This is a genomic window from Amycolatopsis rhabdoformis, from assembly GCF_035918295.1.
GTDB classification, from domain to species: domain Bacteria; phylum Actinomycetota; class Actinomycetes; order Mycobacteriales; family Pseudonocardiaceae; genus Amycolatopsis; species Amycolatopsis rhabdoformis.
Genome location: NZ_CP142149.1, coordinates 7,991,450 through 8,009,178, shown reverse-complemented (window position 1 = coordinate 8,009,178; position 17,729 = coordinate 7,991,450). Strand labels below are relative to the sequence as shown.

At 69.7% G+C, this 17,729-nt stretch carries 13 protein-coding genes; 5 read left to right on the top strand and 8 right to left on the bottom strand.

The annotated features are described in order from the left end of the window. Window positions 1-2,056 precede the first annotated feature (2,056 nt). From rsmG to VSH64_RS36865, 4 genes are all read left to right on the top strand, one after another. Window positions 2,057-2,737, top strand: a complete 681-nt coding sequence (gene rsmG / locus VSH64_RS36880) for a 16S rRNA (guanine(527)-N(7))-methyltransferase RsmG (RefSeq protein WP_326567372.1) — start codon at window positions 2,057-2,059, stop codon at window positions 2,735-2,737. 87 nt (window positions 2,738-2,824) lie between these two features. Continuing rightward, the gene (locus tag VSH64_RS36875; RefSeq protein ID WP_326567371.1) at window positions 2,825-3,751 is read left to right on the top strand and encodes a ParA family protein; all 927 of its coding nucleotides are present in this window, start codon (window positions 2,825-2,827) and stop codon (window positions 3,749-3,751) included. Next, window positions 3,748-4,767 (top strand): ParB/RepB/Spo0J family partition protein, encoded by a 1,020-nt coding sequence (locus tag VSH64_RS36870; protein ID WP_326567370.1) that lies wholly within the window; start codon window positions 3,748-3,750, stop codon window positions 4,765-4,767. The genes VSH64_RS36875 and VSH64_RS36870 overlap by 4 nt, the downstream gene beginning before the upstream one ends. Window positions 4,768-4,800: 33 nt before the next feature. Next, window positions 4,801-5,535 (top strand): DinB family protein, encoded by a 735-nt coding sequence (locus VSH64_RS36865; RefSeq protein ID WP_326567369.1) that lies wholly within the window; start codon window positions 4,801-4,803, stop codon window positions 5,533-5,535. Here the strand turns inward: VSH64_RS36865 and VSH64_RS36860 are convergent, their stop codons facing one another. Both VSH64_RS36860 and VSH64_RS36855 read right to left on the bottom strand, forming a co-directional pair. After that, window positions 5,536-6,480, bottom strand: coding sequence for a D-alanine--D-alanine ligase family protein (locus VSH64_RS36860; RefSeq protein ID WP_326567368.1), 945 nt, complete (start codon window positions 6,478-6,480; stop codon window positions 5,536-5,538). Between the two features lie 34 nt (window positions 6,481-6,514). After that, window positions 6,515-7,834, bottom strand: a complete 1,320-nt coding sequence (locus tag VSH64_RS36855; RefSeq protein ID WP_326567367.1) for an aminotransferase-like domain-containing protein — start codon at window positions 7,832-7,834, stop codon at window positions 6,515-6,517. 183 nt (window positions 7,835-8,017) lie between these two features. On the opposite strand from VSH64_RS36855, the gene VSH64_RS36850 reads away from it, so the two are divergent. After that, on the top strand, window positions 8,018-8,662 hold the full coding sequence (locus VSH64_RS36850; protein WP_326567366.1) for a GNAT family N-acetyltransferase: 645 nt from the start codon (window positions 8,018-8,020) through the stop codon (window positions 8,660-8,662). A gap of 3,051 nt (window positions 8,663-11,713) precedes the next feature. Here the strand turns inward: VSH64_RS36850 and VSH64_RS36845 are convergent. The 6 genes from VSH64_RS36845 to VSH64_RS36820 all read right to left on the bottom strand — a co-directional run bounded on the left by VSH64_RS36845 (window position 11,714) and on the right by VSH64_RS36820 (window position 17,684). After that, window positions 11,714-12,862: an N-acetylmuramoyl-L-alanine amidase gene (locus VSH64_RS36845; RefSeq protein ID WP_326567365.1), complete on the bottom strand. Its 1,149-nt coding sequence runs from the start codon at window positions 12,860-12,862 to the stop codon at window positions 11,714-11,716. 279 nt (window positions 12,863-13,141) lie between these two features. Further along, the gene (gene trxA / locus VSH64_RS36840; protein ID WP_326567364.1) at window positions 13,142-13,468 is read right to left on the bottom strand and encodes a thioredoxin; all 327 of its coding nucleotides are present in this window, start codon (window positions 13,466-13,468) and stop codon (window positions 13,142-13,144) included. 35 nt (window positions 13,469-13,503) lie between these two features. Further along, on the bottom strand, window positions 13,504-14,496 hold the full coding sequence (trxB, locus tag VSH64_RS36835) for a thioredoxin-disulfide reductase (RefSeq protein WP_326567363.1): 993 nt from the start codon (window positions 14,494-14,496) through the stop codon (window positions 13,504-13,506). A gap of 104 nt (window positions 14,497-14,600) precedes the next feature. Next, window positions 14,601-15,398: a hypothetical protein gene (locus VSH64_RS36830; RefSeq protein ID WP_326567362.1), complete on the bottom strand. Its 798-nt coding sequence runs from the start codon at window positions 15,396-15,398 to the stop codon at window positions 14,601-14,603. Then, complete coding sequence (gene sigM / locus VSH64_RS36825; RefSeq protein ID WP_326567360.1) at window positions 15,395-16,057, bottom strand: RNA polymerase sigma factor SigM; 663 nt, start codon at window positions 16,055-16,057, stop codon at window positions 15,395-15,397. The genes VSH64_RS36830 and sigM overlap by 4 nt, the downstream gene beginning before the upstream one ends. Window positions 16,058-16,088: 31 nt before the next feature. Continuing rightward, window positions 16,089-17,684: a protein kinase family protein gene (locus tag VSH64_RS36820; RefSeq protein WP_326567359.1), complete on the bottom strand. Its 1,596-nt coding sequence runs from the start codon at window positions 17,682-17,684 to the stop codon at window positions 16,089-16,091. Window positions 17,685-17,729 lie beyond the last annotated feature (45 nt).

Below are 17,729 nucleotides of genomic sequence, written 5' to 3'. Positions count from 1 at the left end.
TCGATGTCGAGCGCAGTTGCCCAGCCGCGCTGTTGCGCCCGCACAGCTGTGCTCGCTCCTGCGCCCCGCGGCGGCTGTACTGGCGTGCCGCCGCACCCGGCGTGTTGCTTCGTCGGCGAGCGGGGCGGCACGTGCCGCTCTGGCCACGTTCGCCGAGTCGATGCACACGCCGTGTGTGCAGCAGGGCTCGCTCCCGCGCGCGACCCTGCACCCGCAGTGGTTCCCGCCGGCGCGCCGTTTGCAGCTCCCAGCGAATGGTCGGATCGGCGCATGGTGCACCCGCTGGACTCGCCGTGCCGCTGCGATCGCGGCGTAGTCGCGTCTGGTTCGACGGTCGCCCCACCGCCCCACCGCCCCACCGCCCGACCGCCCCGCCGCCCGACCGCCCTGCCCGACCGCCCCGCCGCCCATCGCGCCACCCCACCCCCGCGCTGCTCCAGCCCCGCACCCGCCGCGCGCCGGGCCGCCGGGCCTTCGGGCCGCAGGGCCGCCGCGCCGCTGCTCCGCTCCGCCACCGACCCACCGACCCACCGACCCACCGGGCCGCTGGATCCACCGCGCCGCCGCATCCGCGGTACCGCCGGAATCCACCGAGCCGGATCGCCGGGGCGGCGTTTAGCCGTCGCTTCACCGGTCGCGCCGCGCGGCCGGGACGGCCGTCTGTGCCGAAGCCCTGGCGTCGAGGGGTCACTGCGCTCTCGATGACCGTCGCCTTGCCGTTCCGATTGCGCGGCCCTCGCCCTTCGGGGTTCGCGGTCGTCGCAGCCTCGGGTGGACACCGCTCTCACGGCACCGTTGGACCCGCCACGTTCGCGGGCTGCCGCGCCCAGGGGGCTGTTCCGGAACAGCGTTAGCGGGTAGCCCGAGTTTGCCGTGTGGCTGGCATAGCCGACTGCATCGGCTCGTCGTCCGCTGACCGCGCCCGCAGTCGTCGCACTGACTGCAGCCCGAGCGTCGTGCGCCTTCGGTTGTCCCGAGGCGTGCCGTGCCGCTTACGTCTGGGCTGCTGTGTCGTGGTGGCTGCGCGCTGCCTCCTCGTGATGACGTGCCGCCGCGGCCCACTGGGACGGCAGCAGGTGTCGTGTTGCTGAGGAGGTTGTGGCGCAGTCGCTCTGTTGAGGTGTCCTCTCGTCTCGCTTCCCGATGGCTGGCGGCACCGCCTGCGGACTCGCTAAGGGGTCTCTCGTGGTCGCAACTCCGCGCCCAGCGATCCCCGCGCGCGGCGCCGCAGAGTGTCGCGGACCGCGCCTCGCGCGAGTCTGAGCCGGCAACCCCGTGACCGCCTCGCGGCTCAGCTCGGCTGGAGTCGCTTTCGTGCCGGCTGACCGTCGACCAGCGGAGGGCCAACTATGTCCTCAGCCCAGCAGCTCAGTGTCTGAGGTTGGCCACCCGACTCTTCGTCAGCTGCGGCCCACCCTCATCGACCGCATCCGGAGTGCGGCTGGCTACTTCAGCGAGGCGCTGCGGAGTGGTCGGCCAGTCTCGGGCTCACGACGATCCGCTGCCGAGCCCTATTCGTAGAGGCGTCCCGTAGGAAGCGCTGAACCCAGCCGCTCAAGCCGTGCGGGTCATCCGTGCGCCCGGTCAGCGCGCTCGCGTGTCGGACACGATCCACCCGCCGCGGTCGCAGGCCAACGTGCGACCGCGGGCCGGGCTCGTCCAGGCTTGGCTGGCGCTCGATCTCCTCGCCTGTGCGAGATCGCATCAGCAGTCCCCTGAACCTGCCCGCCTGATTGCTCATCCTCGTCAGGCTCGCCGCAGGAGGTCCGCTTGGAGTGGCCACCCGCACCGGCTGGGCGTCGGCCACTCGCGTCCGTCCGAGCCGCTCACAAGGAGCGAATTACAACCGTGGCGTTTCACGTGAAACCCCGCCCGCCCGCCGCCCTCCCCGTGAACCCTCACCGACGCGGTTTCACGTGGAACATGCCTGTGGATACTCGGCTGCGCGAGTGGAGTTGTCCACAGTTGCGGTCTGTCGGCGCGATTTGGGCGCGGCATCGGGGACAATCGAGCGAGCGCGTTTCACGTGAAACGCGCGGACCGAGGAGTGGGTTTCGTGAGCTTGGACGGCGCCACCGCGATGGTGCGGACTGCGGCGGCGGAGGTGTTCGGGGAGCGGGTCGATCGGGCGGCTGGGTATGTGGAGTTGCTCGCGACGCATGGGGTTGAGCGGGGGCTGATCGGGCCGCGGGAAGTGGAGCGGCTTTGGGAGCGGCACGTGCTGAACTCGGCCGTGATCGGGGAGCAGATTCCCGACGGGGCGCGCGTGGTGGACGTCGGGTCGGGGGCTGGGCTTCCGGGTGTGCCGCTGGCGATCGCTCGGCCGGACCTCGCTATCGTTCTCCTCGAACCCATGGCCCGCCGGGTCGATTGGCTGGCCGAGGTCGCCGAGAAGCTGGAACTCCCGATCACCATCGTGCGTGGACGCGCCGAGGAGCGGTCTGTGCGTGAGCAGCTGGGTGGCGCAGACGTCGTCACCGCTCGCGCTGTTGCTCCTCTCGCTCGCCTCGCGGGCTGGTGCCTTCCGCTGGTTCGCCCCGACGGTCGCCTGGTTGCGCTCAAGGGGGCCAGTGCGGGAGAGGAAATCGAGCGGGACCGCGTGGCTGTGCGGAAGGCCGGCGGTGCCGATCCAGAACTCGCCGAGTGCGGGAAAGCAGTACTCGAGGTCCCCAGCACGGTCGTGATGATCCGCCGCCTGCCACCGAAGCCGTCCCGGCCTCGCGGCAGGCGGAGCTAAGCGTACGAGTGCGGCCGCGGCGTTCCACGTGAAACACCGCGGTCCGAACGCCAACGAGTCGTCTATCAAGAGGAGGTGTCGAGACCGGTGAATCCCCGCCCGTCCGACCCTGCGAGCACCGGCCACGACTTGGGCTGGACGCCGATTGCCGAAGAAGCCGTCCGCGCCGCGAGCGTCCTGCATCCGAAGGAGGGCACGCTCCCCCGCCCTACCCATCGCCGCGTGCTGACGGTCGCCAACCAGAAGGGCGGCGTCGGCAAGACCACGAGCGCCGTGAACCTCGCCGCGGCGCTTGCCGTGCACGGGCTGAAGACTCTGGTGATCGACCTCGACCCCCAGGGCAACGCCAGCACCGCGCTCGACATCGACCACCGCTCCGGCACGCCGTCGATCTACGAGGTGCTCATCGGCGAGGTGTCGCTCGCGGAGGCGGCGGCCGTCAGCGAGCAGTCGTCGAACCTGTTCTGCGTGCCCGCGACGATCGACCTCGCCGGCGCGGAGATCGAGCTCGTCTCCATGGCGAACCGCGAGACGCGGCTCAAGGAGGCGCTCTCGTCCGAGATCCTCGACCAGATCGGCGTCGACTACGTCTTCATCGACTGCCCGCCGTCGCTCGGCCTCCTCACCGTGAACGCGATGGTGGCCGCGCAGGAAGTGCTCATCCCGATCCAGTGCGAGTACTACGCGCTGGAAGGTCTCGGGCAGCTGCTGAGCAACATCGAGCTCGTGCAGCAGCACCTCAACCGCGAGCTCCGGGTCTCCACGATCCTGCTGACGATGTACGACGGCCGCACCAAGCTCGCCGACCAGGTCACGAACGAGGTCCGCAACCACTTCGGCGACACTGTCCTGAAGACCGTCATCCCGCGCAGTGTGAAGGTCTCGGAGGCGCCCGGCTACGGTCAGACCGTGCTCTCCTACGACCCCGGTTCACGTGGCGCCATGAGCTACCTCGACGCCGCCAAGGAGATCGCGGTGCGTGGCGCGACCGAAGGAAGGAGCAGTACCGCATGACTGAGCGCAGAGGAGGGCTGGGGCGGGGGCTCGCGGCCCTGATCCCGACCGGGCCGGCCACCACGGCCGGCCCGGCGCCCTCCCCCGTCGAAGGCGGCACGGCCGCGGACAAAGCGGCGCGTGAGGAGAAGGGCTGGTTCGCGGCCAACGGCGCGGCGACCCCCGTCGGCGGCGAGGTCGCCGGCGCGGTCTACCGGGAGATCCCGGTCAGCTCCGTCAAGCCGAACCCGAAGCAGCCCCGCCAGGTCTTCGACGAAGAAGCGCTCGCCGAACTCGAACACTCCATCCGCGAGTTCGGGCTCATGCAGCCCATCGTCGTTCGCGAACTCGGCGAGGGCGAGTACGAGCTCGTCATGGGCGAGCGGCGCCTGCGCGCTTCGCAGCAGGCTGAGCTCGAGGCGATCCCGGCGATCGTCCGGCAGACCGCCGACGAGTCCATGCTCCGCGACGCGCTGCTGGAGAACATCCACCGCGTCCAGCTCAACCCGCTCGAAGAGGCGGCCGCGTACCAGCAGTTGCTCGACGAGTTCGCGGTGACGCACGAGGAGCTCGCCAGCCGCATCGGCCGCAGCCGCCCCGTGATCACCAACACGATCCGCCTCCTGAAGCTCCCCCTCGCGGTGCAGCGGCGGGTGGCCGCGGGCGTGCTTTCGGCCGGCCACGCGCGGGCGTTGCTGTCGCTCGAAGATCCGGAAAGCCAGGAAGAGCTGGCAGCCCGGATCGTCGCCGAGGGCATGTCGGTGCGTGCCACCGAGGAAGCCGTCACGCTCAAGAAGAGCGAGAAGCCGGCCAAGCCGAAGCCCGCTCCCCGCAAGCCGATCCAGGCGCCTGGGTTGCAGGATCTAGCCAACCGGCTTTCCGATCGCTTCGACACCCGCGTGAAGGTGGACCTCGGTCGCCGCAAGGGACGCATCGTCCTCGAGTTCGGCTCGGTCGACGACCTCGAACGCATCGTCTCGATCATCGACGCGAACTCAGGCGAAAAAACGGCGAATCAGACAGAGGAATCCGACTAGGGATCACACAGGGCCGTTTCGTCACGGTGATGATTGCTCACCGCCGCCGCGAACGGCACTCTGCGTGGTCGCCGCGGCGGCCGTGAAATTCGGCGGCCGCGCGGCGGCGAATCTGGGAAAGTGACGGTTCTCGTCCGTCCACTCGGGAGCGTCACCGTGATCCCACCGCGCCTCGCTCCGCTGCTCCGCCAGTTCGAGTTCGCGACCGGACGGCTCGCCGATCGCCTTCACGGTCCGGCGGTCGACAGCGGCGACGGCACTCCCGTTGCCGTCACCCCGATGACCGATGACGAACTCGCGTGGGAGCCGGCGCCGCACTGTTGGTCAGTTCGCCGACGCGCCGACGGGCCGGGCGCGCGAGCGACGCAGCTTTCCGGCCGCGGCGAGTGGGGCCGCGACTCGGCGCCGTTCCCCCACCCGTGGCCGCCGCCGATCACGACGATCGGCTGGCGTCTGTCGCACCTCAGCGAAATGCTGGTCCTGCGCGCCGACCACACCTCGGGCAGCCACGCGCTCACTCGGAACGACTACGCGTCACCCGGCGAAGCGCAGAAAGCCATCGCCGCGTTCGAAACCAGCGCGGCCGCGTGGCGGAAAACCTTGCTGAGTCTCGACGACGCGGCGCTCGACACCGTCGGCCGGTGCACCTATCCGCACGGCAGCGATCCGGACGAGCCGCTGCTCGAGATCGTCTGGTGGGTCAACCAGGAAGTGCTGCACCACGGCGCCGAGATCGCGCTGCTGCGCGACCTCTACCGGGCGCGGTGATCAACGCGCGACGGCGCGCCCCACCAGATCCGCGAACACCGACCCGAGCGACTTCCCGGCAGCTTCGACGGCCATCGGCACCGTGGACGTCTCGGTGAGCCCCGGCGAGAGGTTCACCTCGAGGAACTGCACCGTGCCGTCGGCGGTGATCACGGCGTCGGTGCGTGAGATGTCCCGCAGACCGAGCCAGCGATGGGCCGCTACGGCCAGCTCGCCGACCGCTTTGGCCGCCTCCTCGGAAATCCGGGCGGGCGTGAAGAAGTCGGTGAGGCCGGCCGTGTAGCGCGCGGTGTAGTCGTACACACCGCTCTCCGGCACGATCTCGACGGCCGGCAGCGCCTCGGCTCCGTTCTCACCCTCGACCACCGTCACCGCCACCTCGACGCCGTCGACGAACTGCTCGGCGAGCACGGTGTCGCCGTACGCGAAGCAGCCGACCATCGCCGCGGGCAGCTCCGAAGCCTCGCGCACCACCTGCGTGCCGAGCGCGGAGCCGCCCTGGTCCGGCTTGAGGATCATCGGCAGGCCGAGGCGCTCCACCATCGCGTCGAGCACCGACTGCGCGCCGAGCTCGCGGAAAGTGCTGTGCGGCAACACAATCCAGTCCGGCGTCGAGAATCCGGCCTGCTGCACGAACGCCTTCGCCGTCGGCTTGTCCCACGCGCGGCGGCAGCCCATGCTCGACGTGCCGACGAACGGCACGTTCAGCATTTCCAGCACGGTCTGCACCGAACCGTTCTCGCCCTCGCCGCCGTGCAGCGCGACGACCACGGCGTCAGGACGCTGCGTGCGCAGGCGTTCGAGCAGCCCGGCGTCGGTGTCCCACTCCTCGACGGTCAGCCCCTCGGAGCGCAGCGCGGCCGAAAGCCGGCGGCCCGAACGGAGGGAGACGTCGCGTTCGTGGGAAAGCCCGCCAGCGAGCACGGCAACGGTACGGTCGACCACCGTGGGAACTCCTTAGGTTTTGCTGCGGACCCGGTCAGACCGTGTCCGGCGACGGGGTTTCCGGCCCCGAAATGGTGCGTGCCTTCACGCTACCGAAGGTGCGGCTGAGGTCCATTTCGGACTCCAGCACCGCCGCGAGCCGGCGCACGCCTTCGCGGATCCGTTCGGGCGTCGGGTAGCAGTACGACAGGCGCATCTGGCGCGAGCCGTAACCGTCGGCGTAGAAGCCGGTGCCCGACGCGTACGCGACGCGCGCGGTGACGGCGCGCGGCAACATCGCTTTGGTGTCAACACCTTCCGGCACGGTCACCCACACGTAGAAGCCGCCTTCGGGCATCGTCCACGAGCAGCCGGGCGGCAGGTACTGGTTCAGCGCCGAGAGCATCGCGTCGCGGCGCTCGCGGTAGTTTTCGCGGAACTTCTTGACCTGGCCCTTCCAATCGTGCGTCGCGAGGTAACGCGAGACGATCATCTGGTTGAACGTGGGCGGGCACAGCGTCGCGGATTCCGCCGCCAGCACGAGCTTTTCGCGCACGGCGTGCGGCGCGAGCACCCAGCCGACACGCAGACCCGAGGCGAACGTCTTCGAGAACGAGCCGAGGTACACCACGTTGTCGGGGTCCATCGAGCGCAGCGCCGGGTACGTCTGGCCGTCGAAACCGAGCAGCCCGTACGGGTTGTCCTCGACGATCAGCACACCGTGCTCGCGGCAGATCTCCACGATCTCCGCGCGCCGCTCCACCGCGAGCGTGACGCCGGCGGGGTTGTGGAAATTCGGGATGGTGTAAAGGAATTTGACGCGCCGACCCGACTTCTCGGCCTGCCGCAGCGCCTCGCGCAGACCCTCGGGAACGAGGCCCTGGTCGTCCATCGCGACGTGCACGACCTTCGCCTGGTACGCCGCGAAGGAGCCCAGCGCGCCGACGTACGACGGGCCTTCGGCGATCACGATGTCACCCGGGTCGCAGAACAGCCGCGTGACCATGTCGAGGCCCATCTGCGAACCGACGGTCACCACCACGTCGTCCGGGTGCGCCTTGATGCCTTCGAGCGCCATGATCTCGCAGATCTGGTCACGCAGCGTCGGGATGCCATGGGCCGACCCGTACTGCAACGCCACGAGACCCTCGTCGGCGATGATCTCCGCGACCTGCGCCGACAACGTGTCCAACGGCAGCGCGGCGAGGTTCGGCATCCCACCGGCCAGCGATACGACCTCGGGCCGGCTCGCCACCGCGAAGAGCGCCCGGATCTCCGAAGCGGTCATCCCGGCGGTGCGCGCTGCGTACCGGTCGAGGTGAGGGTCGAGATTGTGGCGGCCGGCTTGCGGCTTGGCGGGGCGGTTCTCGGTCATCGACACACCTGAGGGCTCGGTGGTACCTGCGGGTAGATCCATCGAGTGTAACCAGGGCCTCTTCCTGGTCCCCGCTCTTCCGGCGCTCATCACATCGTCCTATTCTTCGAGTGGCTCTTCCGGTCGTTCCTGCGCTCTTGCGGGGAGCGGATGCCGGTCGTGAGGGATTCGGGGAGGTTCCAGGTGTCGCGTCGCGTGGTGGGCGTCACACTCGACAACCTCGAAGACCTGCCCAAGAGCTGCCGGCGGTGCGTCTACTGGGAGCTCGCGCCGCATCTCAAGGCGCAAGCCGAGGAATTCGGCTCGACCGAGGTCGAGAAGGAAGCCTGGGTCTCCAGCGTGCTGCTGGAATGGGGCTCCTGCGGCCGCATCGTCTACAGCGACACGCTCCCGGTCGGCTTCGTGCTCTACGCCCCGCCGAACGCCGTACCGCGCTCCCTGGCCTTCCCCACGTCGCCGCCCAGCGCCGACGCCGTGCTGCTCACCGCGTTCCAGGTCCTGCCCGAATTCCGCGGCGGCGGCCTCGGCCGCATGCTCGTGCAGGCCGTGGCCAAGGACCTCACCAAACGCGGCGTCCGCGCCATCGAAGCCTTCGGCAACGCCATCCCCGACGAGGTCGACCCGATGGGCAACCACACGTGCGTGCTGCCCGCGGCGTTCCTGCAGAGCGTCGGCTTCAAGACGGTGCGGCCCCACTCGAAGTGGCCGCGCCTGCGCCTCGAGCTGCGCTCGGCCATCACCTGGAAGGAAGACGTCGAGGCGGCGCTCGAACGGCTGCTCGGCCAGGTGACCATCACCACGGCGGAACCGAGCCTCGGGCGAGCTTGAGTCGGGTTCTCTCGCCGGCTTGATCCGGTGCCTTTGGTTGTGCCCTTTCCCCGGCTCAAGCCCTTGGCCTGCTCGTCTCGGATGGTTACTTTCTGTGGCTAGCGGCTGCCCATCCGATGCTTCACACCTCACTGCTTGAGGCCCTTCTCTCGGCCGCGCCTCCGCTCTCCGGACGGGTCACCCGTCCGCCGGATCGCCGCCCCGTCGCTGCACACACCGCATCGTCCGAGGTCAACTTCGTGCCACCACGTCCCGGCCCGTCCGTCCCCTGACTCCCGAACGCCCCCCTCGCTCTCCCGCCGGCGGCGACCCCCGAAAGATCTTCGCGACGCCCGCATACCACGGTTTTACCGAGCCCGAAATACCCGATTTACCCAGCTGTGCACAACTGTGGAAGAAACCCCGAGTTATCCACAGATCCCTGATAGAGGCCGTGGAAAACCTGTGGATGAGTAGACTGGTTCTGGGGACGCCCCCCGAGGTGGGCGGGGGCTGCCCCCAGGTGTGGTGTGTCGTCGGCGGGGCAGGCGCAATGGGTTGTGGCGGCCCGTGGGGATGGCGAAACGGTTGCTGGGCTCCGGTTGTGGCGGTGACAGTGGACTACTCCACCTGGGTCGGGCTGTGCACCGCTGAGGACACGCGCCGGGGCGAAGTTGTGCACAAGGCGCCGGCGGTGGGCGCCGGGTGACTCGGTGAGTGCGGTCGGTTGTGGAGTCTGGGGATGACTACTCAGGGTGGTTGTGGGTAGGCCCGTCGGGGGGTGCCGCGGTGCGGGTCGGGTTGGCGGGCTGAACGTCGTGGTGTGGTGGTGGATCGGCTGTGGCCGGAGGTAGTGGGGCGCCTCGGTGGCGAGCGGTGGATCGGCGGGCCAGACGTAGTGGGCGCCTCGGCGGCGAGGGAGTGGGGCGAAATCCCGTGCGGCCGAGTGTGATTCGGCTCGACCGGGTCGCAGGATTGGCTGCGGCCGATCAACCGACGGAACTTCGGTGCCGGCGGTGAGGTGGCAGAACTCAGCCTTGCGATGTGTGATCCGTGCGGCGGCTGAAGGTTGGCTGCGGGTTCCGAAGCATCCCCGGGATCGGCAGCGGTCAGTTCGACGGCTCGCGCAATGACCGGCGGTGCTGCCCTGGTTGGCGCGCGGATCGTGGACTGCGGAGTGGCATAGCCGGCAGGAAAGCGTTTCCGGTGCCACTCAGGATGGGGGCGCCGACGGGTTCGATGGGGTTCTGAGGCAGCGACCGGTCGATGCGGTCGAGGCTGCGGAGCAGGGGGTTGAGCGCATCCCGCCACGAGGTGCACCTGCTCGCCGCAAGTGGGGTGTCCACCGATGAGCGACTGCGTTCGATGAGGGCGGGGGCTTGAGCTGCGGGCTGAGCGCGGTTGGCCGCGAGCTGCACACATTGGCTGCAGGTGACGAGGCTGGCGGTCAGTGACCTGCGCAGGCGGCCATGGCCAGACATGGGGTGACCTGAGGTGGCGGGCGGCTGGTCGGCGAGGTTGAGGACTCGGCGCCGCGGGTCGGGCGTGTTCGGCCAGGACCTGTGCACGCTGCCGCGACTGACGAACTTGGCGGTGAGTGACCTCGCGCGGGCGGTCATGGTCGGACCTGGAGGCGGTGTGCGTTGGCGGCGGCTGGTCGGTGAGGTCGAGGACTCGAAGCCGTGGGTTGGCTGCGTTCGGCCACTCGTTATGCACACTGCCCCCGGCTGACGGGCTTAGTGGTGAATGCCCTCACGCCGAGGTCATGGCCGGACGTGGACGCGACCCTTTGCGATGGGCGGCTGATCGGTGAGGTCAAGGGCTCGGAGCGGCGAGCCGGGCGCATTCGTCCAGGAGCTGCGCACGTTGCCGAGGCGGGCAGGCTCAGCGGTGAACGACCTTGTGCAGGGGGCCGCGGCCGGACTGGAGGCGGCCTGGTGGGCGGCCAGCTAGCGAGATCGGAAGCCTGAAGCTGCGGACTGGGTCCGTTCGGCGAGGACCTGCGCACCTCGCCGCGGTTTACGCGCTTGGCGGTGATTGACGTCGCGGTCGGGAATGGCCCGGACCTGGAGGGGACCAGGCGGGTGGCTAGTTGGCGACGCCGGAAGCCTGAAGCTGCAGGCCGGGTGTATTTAGGCCTCGAGCGACGCTGCCGCGGCTGACGCGCTTGGCGGTGAATGGCCGCGCGGTCCGTGACGCCGGGCCTGGAGGCGGTCTGAGGTGGTGGGGGCTGGTCGGCGAGGTTGAGAGCTCGGAGCTGCGGGGCGCGTTCGGCCACGAGCTATGCATGCTGCCGCAGCTGACGCGCCTAGGCGTGCGTGACCGGGCGTTGGCGGCGATGCTGGTGCTGGCGGCGATGGCCAGACATAGTGCGACCTGAGGTGGCGGGCGCGGCTGGTCGGTGAGGTCGAGAGCTCGGAGCTGCGCGCATTCGGCCACTAGCTACGCAAGCTGCCAGCAGCTGACGCGTTTGGCGGTGAGTGACCTCGCGTGGGCGGTCATGGTCGGACCTGGACGCGGTCTGAGGTGGCGGTTGGTTGGTGAGGTCGAGGACTCGAAGCCGTGGGTTGGGCGCGTTCGGCCACTCGCTACGCGCGCTGCCGGCGGCTGACGCGCTTAGCGGTGAATGACCTCGCTCGGGTGGTACTGGCCGGCCCGGAGGGTGGTCTGAGGTGGTGGGCGGCTGGTTGGTGAGGTCAAGGGCAGGCTCGTAGCCGTGGGTTGGGCGCGTTCGGCCACGTGCTATGCGCACTGCCCCGGCTGACGGGCTTTGTGATGACTGTTCTCGCGCCGGTGGTGGAGGTCGGACCCAGACGTGACCTGAGGTGGTGAGCAGTGGGCGGGGCTCAGATCGCGTAGCGATTGCGGGCTAGGCCCAACAGCCGTGCGTGTAGGCCGTGGGTGACGCTGACAGCGGTGGACAACCGGCTGGGCACCGGCACGCGAGGATCGAAGCGAAGCAGCAGCGAATGCCACCGAACTGACAGGGCCGGACCGAAGACAGCCCGGCCTGACAACGCCGCAACAACAACCGACCCAACAGGCCTCAGCAAAGCCAGAAAGCCGAAAGACCTACTCAGCCTTAGCCAACTCATGCGCCAGCACATCGGCGAACGTGAACGTCCCCGTGGGCTGGTCGCCTTCGCCCAGGAGGTAGAGGCGCTTGACGGCGATGAGGATGCCCTCGGCGACGATGTCGCGGAAGGCGGGGTCCGCGAGCTTGCGGGAGTCGTCCGGGTTGGTGAGGTAGCCGATTTCCACGCGGACGGCCGGGCAGCGGGTGCGGGTGAAGATCTCCCACGTCTTGTAGTGGGTGCGGCAGTCGCGGAGGCCGGTGCGGGCGACGACTTCGCGCTGGATGAAGCCGGCGAGGAGTTCGCCGACCGTGGAGGTGGTGCCGTTGCCGGTGCCGAAGTGGAAGCTGGCGATGCCCTGGGCGCGGGGGGACGGGTTGCTGTCGCTGTGCAGGGACAGGAACAGGTCGGCGCCGGCGTCGTTGGCGAAGCGGGCGCGTTCGAAGTCCGTGGGGCTGTGGTTGGGGCCCCTGGAAATGAGCGCTTCCATGCCGGTGGCCTGCATGCGGCCTTCGAGGCGCCGGGCGAGGTCCCAGGCGATGTCGGCTTCGCGGAGGCCGCCGGCGACGACGCCGAGGTCCTGGCCGCCGTGGCCGGGGTCGATGACGATGCGCTTGCCGCGCAGGCGCGGGCCGGCCTGGCGGACCTGCTCCTGCTCGCGCAGGAACACCGGGCGGCCGCCGCGGGCGCGCGGGGAGGAGAGGCGGTGCAGCTCGCGGATGGTGGCCGGGCCGCAGATGCCGTCGGACTCCAGGCGCATGTCGCGCTGGAACGTGCGCAGGGCTCGTTCGGTCTGGGGGCCGAAGTAGCCGTCGGGGCGGCCGGCGTCGAAGCCGAGCTCGGTGAGGCGCTCCTGCAGCGCGAAGACGTCGTCGCCCTGCACGGGCGAGGACAGCATGTACTGCAGCGGACGGCTCCCCAGATGGAAGCTCGCACCCTTCAACGCCTGGAACGTCGCGGGGCCGACCACCCCATCGGTGATCAGCCCACGACGCTGCTGGAAGGCCCGAACGGCGTGCTCGACAGCGGCGTCGAAGGTGCCGTACTGGTCGGTCCCCGCCACCGGCGGGAGCAGGTCCATCCCGGCAAGGATCGACCTGATCTCGGCGACGTCCGGACCGGCGTCACCGCGGCGGAGTACCCGCATGCACTCCTCGCTCTTCCTCAGGCACCGAAACCGGCTCGATGCGAAACAGAAACCTGTGTGGGTGGTAAGCCCAGGGCACCTATTGTGCCCTGTGAACTCTCGGTGAGCGCGCAGGCCCGGTCGGTGTGCCACTGGCGAGCGCAAGCCACCGCAGGATGGACGTAGACGTGCACCTGCGTGATCATGGCCACGGACACTTCGCCCGAACGTGCGAGAACCCGGGCTGCGAGGCGATTCTCGCAGGCCCGGGTTCTCAGCAACTGGACAGCAGGGGCTCGGTCAGAGCACGTCCTTCAGGTCCGCGAGCAGAGCCGCCTTCGGCTTCGCGCCGACGATCTGCTTCACCGGCTTGCCACCCTGGAACAGGATCAGGGTCGGGATGGACATCACCTGGTAGTCACGCGCAGTGTTCGGGTTCTCGTCGATGTCGAGCTTGGCGACGGTGATCTTCTCGCCGTTCTCGGCCGCGATCTCCTCGAGCACCGGGGCGACCATCTTACAAGGGCCGCACCACGTCGCCCAGAAGTCGACCAGGACCGGCTTCTCGCTGGTCAGGACGTCGTCCACGAACGACTTGTCGGTCACCTTCACGGTGTTGTTGCCCATGGTTTCTCCTTCGAGTGGTCGAAAACTAGCGAAAGTCAGTGGTTGCCGACGCCGTAGCCGCCGCCGACCAGCTCGGACGCCTCGTGGGCCTCCTCGGAACCGTGCTCCGCGAGCCAGCGTTCCGCGTCGATGGCCGCGCTGCAGCCCGAACCCGCCGCCGTGATGGCCTGCCGGTAGGTGCGGTCCACCAGGTCACCGGCAGCGAACACGCCCGGCACGTTCGTGTAGGTCGTGCGGCCCTGCGTGACCACGTAACCGTCCTCGTCGACATCGACCTGGCCGCGCACGAGAGCGCTGCGCGGGTCGTGGCCGATCGCGACGAAGAAACCGGTCACGTCCAGCGTCTTCTCGTCGCCGGTCTTGGTGTCGGTGACCTTCAGGCCCTGCACCTTGCCGTCGCCTTCGACCCCGGTGATCTGGGTGTTGAGCTGCCACTTGATCTTGTCGTTCGCCTTGGCGCGCTCGAGCATGATCTTGGACGCGCGGAACTCGTCGCGGCGGTGCACGATCGTGACCGACTTGGCGAACTTCGTGAGGAAGGTCGCCTCCTCCATCGCGGAGTCGCCACCACCGGCCACGGCGATGTCGTGGTCGCGGAAGAAGAACCCGTCACAGGTCGCACACGCCGACACGCCACGGCCGAGCAGGTCCTGCTCACCGGGCACGTTCAGGTAGCGCGCCGCAGCGCCCATCGCGAGGATGACCGCGCGCGCGGCGTACCGCTTGCCGTTCGCGTGCACGTACTTGACGTCGCCGGTCAGCTCGACCGACTCGACGTCTTCGGAGCGCAGCTCGGCGCCGAAGCGCTCGGCCTGCTTGCGCATCTCTTCCATCAGGTCCGGGCCCTGGATGCCGTCGCGGAAGCCCGGGAAGTTCTCGACCTCCGTGGTCGTCATCAGCGCACCACCGAACTGCGTGCCCTCGAACACCAGCGGTTCGAGCTGCGCGCGCGCCGCGTAGACCGCGGCCGTGTATCCGGCGGGACCCGACCCGACGATGATCAGGTTCCTGATTTCCTCGGCAGCCACCCGTGAACCTCCGCTCGTAGTGACCTTTGCTCTGGTCTCAACACGATGGTAGGTGGCGGTGTTCCCGACGGTGACGGCCGCTACTCGCCCGCCCCGACCAGCGGTTATTTCTTGCCGACGACCTTGTCGAACAGCACGTTGGCGTGACCCGGCCCGCAGTCGGCCCCGAAAGCGACCAGCCGGAACTGCGCGAGCTGCCCGGTCGTGTAGATGACGAGCACCCCGGGCTTGCCGTCCACGGTCACCGGACGGATGCCTTCGGGCCGCACGTTCGGGTCCAGGCCGGCGGCGCTCACACACGCGTCGAGACGCTGCTCGTCCTGAAGCGGGCCGAAGTCGCGCACGCCCATGGCGCCACCCAGCAGCGCTTCCGCGCCACTGCCGTCGCTGCCCACCGACGGACCGGCCGGCGCCGGAGCCGCCACGCCCGCGGTGCCGGGTTCCGAAGACGTGCCGGGCACTGTGATGGCCAACGCCACGATCGCCGCCGCGGCCGCCGTCAGAATCCCCGCGCCCCAGCCGAGCCGCTTGTTCCGCCGCTTCCGTGCTGCCGCGAGGTCCACCACGGGCGCCACGCCGGGCTCAGCCGGTGCCGGAGCACCCGCCGCGGCCGGAAAGGGGGCGACCTGCCGGGACGCCGCTTCGGCGGCCAACGCCTGGTCGATCCGCGCGGCGAACTCGGCCGGCATCGGCGGTGCCGGCTCGTGGGCCAGCGCGGCCAGATCCACCGTGGTCGCCTCGAGAGCTTCGATGATCGCGCGCGCTTCGGGATCGGCCTGCACCCGCGGCCACAGCTGCGCGGCCTCGTGTTCGTCGAGCACTCCGGCGTGGAGGTCGGCCAGCACGTCGACAGACCAAGGCGGACCGACGGTCCCGCCGACCCCCCGACTCTCGTCCGTCATCGTGCCTCCCCGTTCCCCGGCGAGCGGTGTGCTCGCCCGGCACTCCGGGACCCGTCCGAAGTGGCGCTCCTGCGTTTGCTTTCGTGAGTTGGGACGTTCGCATTCGCATCCGGGTTCCGCAGGTGCCCCAGAACCTTCGCGAGTTTGCCCCTTCCTCGCGCGCAGCGGCTCTTCACGGTGCCCTCCGCGATGCCGAGCAGCTTCGCGGTTTCGGCCACGGAATAGCCCTCGACGTCGACGAGCAGGATCGGTGCGCGCTGCTCTTCGGGCAGCTGCTCCAGCGCCTCGCGCACGAGCAGGCTCGTCTCCTTCTCCGACATCGAGTCGCGCGGCGAGGCCGGCTCGTTGAAGCCGGTTTCGGGCAGCGGCACGGTCGGGCGCGCCTGGCGGCGGCGGATCCGGTCGAGGCAGGCGTTGACGACGATGCGGTGCAGCCACGTGGTCACCTGGGACTCGGCGCGGAAGTTGCCCGCCGCGCGGAAAGCCGAGATGAACGCCTCCTGCAAGGCGTCGGCGGCTTCCTCCGGATCACGCAGTGTCCGCAGGGCCACCGCCCACAGCCGATCACGGTGGCGCCGGACGAGTTCGCTGAACGCATGCGGATCTCCGGCGGCGTGCGCCGCTATCAGATCAGCATCCGTGGGAGCTGCAGCCGTCACTCGGGTGAGCCTACTTAGTGGGAGATGTGGATCACCCCGCAGGCAGGAAGCTCACATCTCCGATCTCGCTGATGAAGCCGCCTTCGCTGTCGTCGCCGAGCTGGGTGATCCAGACGACGAAGTACTGGCTCTCCGTCGGCGTCGAGAGGTCGATCGTGGTGTCGGTGCCCTTGAGGTCACCGGTCCCGACCACCTTCGTGTCGTCCAGCTGCGGGTTCTTGCTGTCGGCCGAACGGATCTCGATCTTCGTGCCCGGGCTGTCGGCGGCGATCTTCACCTGCGCGAGCTTCACGGGGTCGTCGAACGACACCACGAAGCCGACGCCGGGCTTCAGCGTGGGCAGCTGCTGCTGGTACTGGTCGGTGCGCCAGACCGTGCCCGGGTCGCCGTCGATCACGTTCTTCACCCGGCTCGAGTTGTCGCCCGAGCCCTTCGGGTTGTAGATCGCGGCCGACTTCGGGTCCACCGCCTGGCCGATCTTCGGCGCGGCCGGCGACGACGGCGGCGGTGCGGCGGAGTTCGCCGGTGGTGCCGCGCTCGACGTGGGCGCCGCGACGTTGATCGTGGGACCGCTCGCCTTCGAGTCACCCTGGAACAGGTTGATCAGCATCAGCCCGCCCCACGCCAGGATCAGCACGGTGGCGACCACCAGCACGGTGACGCCGAACGCCAGCTTCCGCCGCCGCGCGACGTCCTTCACCGGCTTCTTCGTGGTCCAGATCGTGCCGTCGGCCTCGGCGGGCGCGCCGTCGCCGACGGTCTTGATCAGCTGCGTGCGCTCCTCGGCCTCGGCGACCTGATCGAGCACGCGCAGGATGGCCGAGCTCGTGCGGATACCGCCGTTGCCACCGTCCTCGATCGTGCGGACGGCCAGCGAAGACAGCTCCGGCGGCACGGCCGGCACCAGCGTGCGCGGCGGCACCACGTGGCCCTGCGGGGTGAGCGGCGCCGCGGGGATCGCGGGCGGCCCGCCCGGCAGCGCCCAGCGGCCGGTGAGCAAGAGGTACAGCACGGCGCCGAGGGCCTTCACGTCGTCGCGCAGCGTCGCGTCCGGCAGTGGGCCGGGGAACGCCAGCTTCAACGCGCCGCTCGGCGTGAGCCGCAGGCGCTGCGGGTGGTCCAGACCGAGGACCAAACCGTTCTGGTGCGCGTGTTCCACGGCTTCGGCGAGGGCCTGGACCATGCGCGCGGCCGCGGCGGGTGCCACCGGCCGTTGCGCGACGAGGTCGACCAGGTCGCTGCCCTTGGTCCACTCCGCGACGACCACGCCGAGAAGTCCCTCGTTGGAGGTCACCCCACTGCCGAGGCTGAGCACGTCGAGCACCCGCGCGACCCCGCCGTGGCCGAACTTCGACGCGTGCGCCGCGCGTTCGAGCGTGCGCCGCGCAAGCCGCGCCGCTTCGGGATCCGCCGGATCACCGACCAGCAGCGTCAGCGCGACATCGCGCTTGAGCTGTCCATCGCGTGCCCGCCACAAGTGCGCGGCGGCTCGTTCGTCCACCCCGAACTGCGCGAGCAGGCGGTACCGGCCGTCGCCGACGACCCGGCCCGGGGCCAGCGAACCGCCCTGGGCACGAATGCCCGCACGGTTGGCCTCCCCTGCCTGTTCGCTCCGTCTCGTGTCCACCGCTCTCTCCCGCGTCGCGCTCCCGCACCGAGGGTACCCGGATCA